3 protein-coding genes are annotated in these 6,000 nt (G+C 66.4%); 2 read left to right on the top strand and 1 reads right to left on the bottom strand.

The features are described from left to right. Together QZX62_RS09775 and QZX62_RS09770 are read left to right on the top strand one after the other, a co-directional pair. Nucleotides 1-551, top strand: a 551-nt coding sequence (locus QZX62_RS09775) for a tyrosine-type recombinase/integrase (RefSeq protein ID WP_294174052.1), incomplete at its 5' end; no start/stop codon positions are given. A 108-nt stretch (nt 552-659) separates the two neighbouring features. Further along, the gene (locus QZX62_RS09770; protein WP_294174051.1) at nt 660-902 is read left to right on the top strand and encodes a hypothetical protein; all 243 of its coding nucleotides are present in this window, start codon (nt 660-662) and stop codon (nt 900-902) included. A gap of 315 nt (nt 903-1,217) precedes the next feature. Here QZX62_RS09770 and QZX62_RS09765 read toward each other — a convergent pair whose 3' ends face one another. Then, nucleotides 1,218-5,852 carry a cadherin domain-containing protein gene (locus QZX62_RS09765; protein WP_294174050.1) on the bottom strand — a complete coding sequence of 1,545 codons (4,635 nt, stop codon included), beginning with the start codon at nt 5,850-5,852 and terminating at the stop codon, nt 1,218-1,220. Nucleotides 5,853-6,000 lie beyond the last annotated feature (148 nt).

The raw sequence follows: 6,000 nt of genomic DNA, 5'->3' as shown, positions 1-6,000 counted from the left end.
TGAAGCCGGTTCAGGTCTGGGGCATCCGCATACGCCTTCAGGTGGAGCAGCGTCTGCGAGATCTGGCGCTCTTCGACCTTGCCTTGGACAGCAAGCTGCGCGGCTGTGACCTGGTCGCTCTGAAGGTATCCGACGTGGCATCCGGTGATCGCGTTCGCAGCCGCGCGATGATCCTCCAGCGAAAGACCGGTCGACCGGTGCAATTCGAGATCACCGAGCAAACCCGGCGCTCGATCGGAGCGTGGATCAGCGAGAAGGAGCTGACTGGCGACGACTGGCTGTTCCCGAGCCGGAGCAAGAAGGGAGCTCACTTGAGCACCCGTCAGTATGCGCGGCTGGTGGATAGGTGGGTCACTTTGCTGGGCCTAGATCCGGCCGCCTACGGAACGCACAGCATGCGAAGAACGAAGGTGTCGCTCCTCTACAAGAAGACCGGCAACCTGCGCGCCTGCCAGCTGCTGCTCGGCCACACGAAGCTGGAGAGCACAGTCAGGTATCTGGGTGTGGAAGTCGATGATGCGCTGGAGCTATCGGAGGCGCTGGACCTCTAGCCGGCGAATGTCGGCATTGGGTGGAAAGCGGACATCCTGCTTCGATGTCCCAATGGTCAGCGAGGGGAAACATTGACGGTGGGGCCGCGCTCGGCGAGCTTACGTGTTGTGAGCAACAGTATCCTCTGGGCACTCATCGGCGCGTTTGCGGGATGGCTGATGATCCACTGTCCACGAGCCGCGCTTAGAGAATACCGCAACGGTGTTGCGAGGGGCACTCGAAGAAACTTTGCTCGGCAGGTCCACCCCACAGGGTTCTGGCTCACCATCGGTGCCACGTTCCTGGCCGGATTGATGGGTCTTATCTTCTTTCTCTTGGCGATCGCCGCAGTCACGATCTTTAAGGCATGAGCGCTAATGTCCGCTTTGGGTGGAAAGCGGACATTCAAGCCGGTCGGTTGAACGACTGATAGTGGCCGTAAGCTGACTTGCCGCTTATGGGCGACCAGCCTGTGCAGCCGACCTTCGTTTAGCGGACCGGGCAACCAACAATATGGAACGGGAGACGAACGTTCGCATCCCGTCCGTAAGCATTGAAGCCGCGCTGGCCGTGCTTCAGTTGGCTGCCCTGGAGTTGGCCGGTGAGCGAAGGTCCGTCCGTGCCGCGCAAGGCAGGCGCAGCCCCTTTGTGGAAACCGCGCCAGCCGTGCCTTTCTCGCGCGGCAGCTAAGCGACCAGCAGGCCGATGTTGCTCGTGACGTGGGAACTCAGATCGAGCTGCGTCAAGCTTGTGTCTGGCGCCAGGCTCCAGCTTGCCGCCAGCTGGGTCGAAGCCGCTTGGGTGGTGCTGGCCAAGCGCAGCTCGTCGACCGACCCGATGCCGAGCAGCGTGACGCTTCCGCCGCCCGACAGCGACAAGGTGAGATCGGTCACACCGTCGCCGTTCGCGTCACCCGTCCGGGAGGAGCGGATGGCCGTGCCCGTCAACGACAGGGTGTCCGCTGACCGGTCGAAGTCGCGGATCACGTCCTCGCCCGCGCGTGCGCCCAGGATGAAGGTGTCGGCCCCCGCGCCTCCGACCAGCAGGTCGTTGCCGCTGCCGCCGAACAACACGTCGTTGCCGCTGCCGCCCTCGAGCAGATCGTTGCCGCTGTCGCCGTCAAGCCCGTCATGACCGTCGAAGCCGAGCAGCCGGTCGTTACCGTTGCCGCCCGTCAGCCGGTCCTCGCCGCCGGTGCCGCTCAGCTGATCGTTGCCGCTGCCCCCGGCGCGGGTGATGCCATCGGCGATGCCCGTTACCGTCACCGCGACGCTCGCGGTGCTCGTCAGGCCCGCCGCGTCCCGCACGGTATAGCTGAAGCTGTCGGTCGCAGTTGCGCCCGGGGCGAGCGCGTCGAACAGATCATCGTCGGCGAGGTAGCGCAGCGACTGGGTCGCCGGATCGAAGATGACCGTGCCCAAGGTCGCGCCCGTATCCACCCCGGCGATGGACAGGCTGTCGCCCGCATCCACGTCGCGGTCGTTGCCGAGCAGCTGCGCCCACAGGTTCGTGCTGGCCGCATCCTCGTCCACCGAGGCTGCATCGTTCGCCGCTGCGGGAGCCTCGTTCAGGTCGCCCACACTCACCGTGACCGCGTTCTGCGATGACAGGCCGGCGGCGTCGGTGACGCGCACCTGCAGCGTGTAGGTGGCGGTGTCCTCGAAGTTCAAGGGCCCGGCAGTGGTGACCGCGCCCGTCCGGGCATCGACGGCGAAGCGACCGTCGGCCTCGTCGACCAGCGTGTAGGAGAGGACGTCGCCCGCCGTATCGGTCGCCGACAGGGTGCCCACGACCGTGCCGGCCGGCAGGTTCTCGTCCACCGCGCCGCCCGCCAGCACCACGTCGTGCGGCGTGACCGCGACCCGCAGCATGGCGACCTGCGGATCATGGTCGGTCGGCCGGGTGCCGGTGAACTCCGCATTGAGATGCACCGCGTCGTAAAACGCGCCCGGCAGCAGCCCGCCCGTCACCAGCACGTTGTCGAGCAACTGGGCATTGCCGTCGAACAGATAGCTGTAGCGTTCCTCCTCTGGCAGCAAGGTCGCAAGGTTGGTGAACACGCCGCCTTCGGTCAGCTGGGTCTGCGCTTCTTCGAAGTAGAAGCCGTTCCAATCGCCCAGCAGCACGAACTGCTGCGAAGCGTCCCGAGCCAGGATGTCGGACACATAGTCGTTGACCGCACCCGCCTGCGCAGCGCGTGCCGCATCGCCTGCGTTACGCGGGGGCTGAGCATCCCCCATCAGCGGATCGGACCCACCGCGCGAGGTGAAGTGCACGTTGATCGTGGTGAACTGCTGATCGTTGAACGACCAGGTCGCGACCAGCGGCTTGCGCGAACCATTGAAGGCAGCATCGGTGAGGAGGCTCAAGCTGCCGTTCACCAGGTCGACCCGATCGTCGCGGTATAGGTAGCCGTTGCGGATGTTGCCGCCGGGCTCCCCGCCGGTCGTTCCAGCGCTGCTCGGCGCGACCTCCACATAGGTATAGCGAATGCCGCTTTCCGCGTAGATGGCGTCGATCAGCCCCTGCGCGGTGACCGTGCCGGAGAGGTTGCTGCCCCCGCCCGCGCCGTCCGCATCCTGGATCTCCTGCACCCCGATGATGTCCGGCGCGCGCAGGCTGTAGACGATGTCGTTGGCCAGCAGGTCGTACTTGCCGTCGCCCGGATCGAGGTTCTCCAGATTGTAAGTCGCGACCGTGACGTGGTTGGCATCGCCGCGCAACGTGGTGACCTCGTCCACCGGCGTGTTGTCGGAGGCGACCGTCGCGGTGCCAGTGGCAAGCAGCTCGTAGCGGTCGAAGCTGTAGCCGATCACACCGGTGACGTCCGCCAGCTGGTCGCCGACCGACAGCACCGGCTGGGTGGCCAATCGATCGTCGAGCTGGATCCGCTCCGGATTGTAGTCGTCCGGGCTGATCGTGATTCCGCCGCGCGCGTTGATGCCCGTCGCTCCAGCACCGAGCGATGCAACGATGTCTGTCTCGCCAAAGGCGCTGCTGTTGGACACCGCGACCGGCGTATCCAACGTGACGCGCATGCCCTCGAGCGACTCCCAGAAGTCGATGCCGTCGATCTCCGGGTTGAAGACCGTCAGGCCGTCGCTGTCGATCGCTTCGGTCGGCGGAAGCAGTCCGCCGTTCTCGATCACGGTAGCGGCAGCAAGCGCATTGCCGCTAGACAGAACCTCGACCGCGCTCGCCGCGACCTGTGTGACCGACAGGCCGGTGGCGCTTGGCTTATACTCGCCGACAAGACCCGTGAGTCGGACGCCGTCGCCAAGCGCGACCGATGGCGCCGTGCCGGTGAAGACGAACAGCCCGTCGGACGTGCGCGCGTTGCCGTCGCCTTCGGGATCCTGCAGGTAGAAGCCGTTCGTATCGACCGCTGTGACGATGCCCGCCGTGATCACCGGCTGGCCGACGTAGGCCGACTCATGGCCTTCGCCCTGGATAGCCATTATCGTCCGCTCGACCGGATCGTCGTTCAGGATCAGGCCGCGCGCGCTTCCATCGACGACCACGGCGTTGCCCACCGGGTTGCCGAGCTTGACGGTGAACGCTTCATTGCCTTCACCGATCGAGTCGGCCGCCACAGGGACACTGATCGTCTGGCTGAACACGCCCGCCGCGAAGGTCACGGTCCCGCTGGTGGCAGCACCCGCGGCGAGGTCCGCGAGATCGGCGCCGCCGTCGAACGCCAGCGTATAATCAACGCTGGCTTCGGTCGCGAACCCGCCCGAGCGGTGCAGGGTGAAGGTCAGGAGCGTGGGGCCTCCGGTGCCCTCCACCGTCCCCGCATCGAGGATCCTGATCTGGCCCTGGTCGTGGCCCGCGAGGAAGCTCTGTCCGGTGTTCGCCCCGCCCGCGGTGGACGCGACATCATAGGCCCAGGCGAAATCGGCGGCGCTGGAGCCGGTGCCGACCAGCTGCAAGCTGGTGCCCGCCGGCGCGTTGGTCTGGAACCGTCCGATGTCGGTCGAGGTCATCCCGGCGGCCGGTCCTCCCACGGCGGTGAAGCTGCCCTCGTAGCTCAGGAACTGAATTACCCGGCCGTGATTGTCGACCAGCGCGACGCCATCGGGCGCGCCGTTCTGGAGGCCGTTGGCGGGCAGCGCGATGCTGGCGAAGCCGAACCCGTTGGCCGCGTCGGCCAGGGTCCCGCTTAAGGCATAGGTGCCGTAGGGCGCGCCGCCGTTGCCGTTGTAGAGCACCAGCGACCAGCCGGTGAGATCGGTGCCGGCAAGACCCGCGACCTCGACGAACTCGCCGGTGTCCGAGCCTTCGGGATCGTAGTTGATCTCGTTGACGAACACGTTGGTGGGGGGCGGCAGGTCGTCGTTGACGATGGTGCCGGTGGCGGTTGCGTCGCCGAGAGCCGCTCCTCCGGTCGGCGCCGAGAGCGTCACAGCGAAGCTCTCGTTCGCCTCGGCGACGGTATCGCCCGCAACGGGAACGCGGATGGTTGCGCTCGACTGGCCCGCAGCGAAAGTGACGGTGCCGGTGGTGGCGACCGTGCCGAGATCGTCGGCACCGGCGCTGTCGGTCAAGCCGATCGTGTAAGTCGCGGATACCTCGCCGTCGGTGCCGCCGCTGCGGGTCACGGCAAAGACCATGTCGGCGGTGCCGAAGCTGCCCTCGGCCAGGCTGGCGTCGGCGATCGACAGGGTGCCCGGGTTGATGGTGGTCTGCGGGGAGCTGGTGACCGCGATGTCGTCGATCCCGATCCACTCGTCGCTGCCGACTGCATTGGTGGTCAGGATGCGGACCTGCAGCTGCGCCTGGTTGTTGGCTTCGGGCGGCAGGGTCACGGAGACGGCCTGCGTCGCTGTCGCCAAGCTTGGGCCGGTGGACGCGTCGGCGATGGCGCCGGCCGGAAGGTTGATCCACGGACCGGTCGCCCCGACCCGGTACTGAACCGCGATCGGCTGCACCGCATTGTCGCCGCTCCCGTCGATGTCGCGTGCCATAAAGCTCAGCGTGACGTTCTGACGTCCGGCCGCGTTTAGGTGGAGCGCGAGGTAGGGCGCGCCTGCGGTGCCGGAACCCTGCAGGGCGATCGTGGGATTGGCGAGGTGGAACTCGGCCACGCCGCCGCTGGTCAGCGTGTTGGGGTTGATTTGATTCGCGATTACGTCGACCGAGACGCTGCTGCCGGTGACCGTGCCGGGGTTCACGCCCGTGCTCGACCCGACCATGCCGTCGCCGAGGTAGCCGACGATGCTCGGCACGCCGCTCCAGTCATCGGCGGCGGTGATCTGGCCCGAATTGCTCCAGTCCTGCAGGAGGTCGCCCGAAGACAGGTCGAAGTAGGTCTCGCTCATTCAATTTGCCCCTGTTGCACACGCGCCTGCCCGCCGCAGCTAGGCGGATGAGCTGATTGCGCGACGTTCCGGTTGGTAGTTCAGCGGGGGCTTCGCTGGCGGACTTGCGTTACAAGTTGCTGACAAGTTGAGCTTTTTTCGGCGTCGA

It is taken from the genome of uncultured Sphingomonas sp. (genome assembly GCF_902806265.1).
In the GTDB taxonomy this organism is placed as follows: Bacteria; Pseudomonadota; Alphaproteobacteria; order Sphingomonadales; family Sphingomonadaceae; genus Sphingomicrobium.
This window is presented reverse-complemented; position numbering and strand designations above follow the sequence as displayed.

Excerpts from the sequence above, each read along its gene's own strand:
- QZX62_RS09765 (WP_294174050.1), bottom strand. The coding sequence starts at position 5,852 with ATGAGCGAGACCTACTTCGACCTGTCTTCGGGCGACCTCCTGCAGGAC.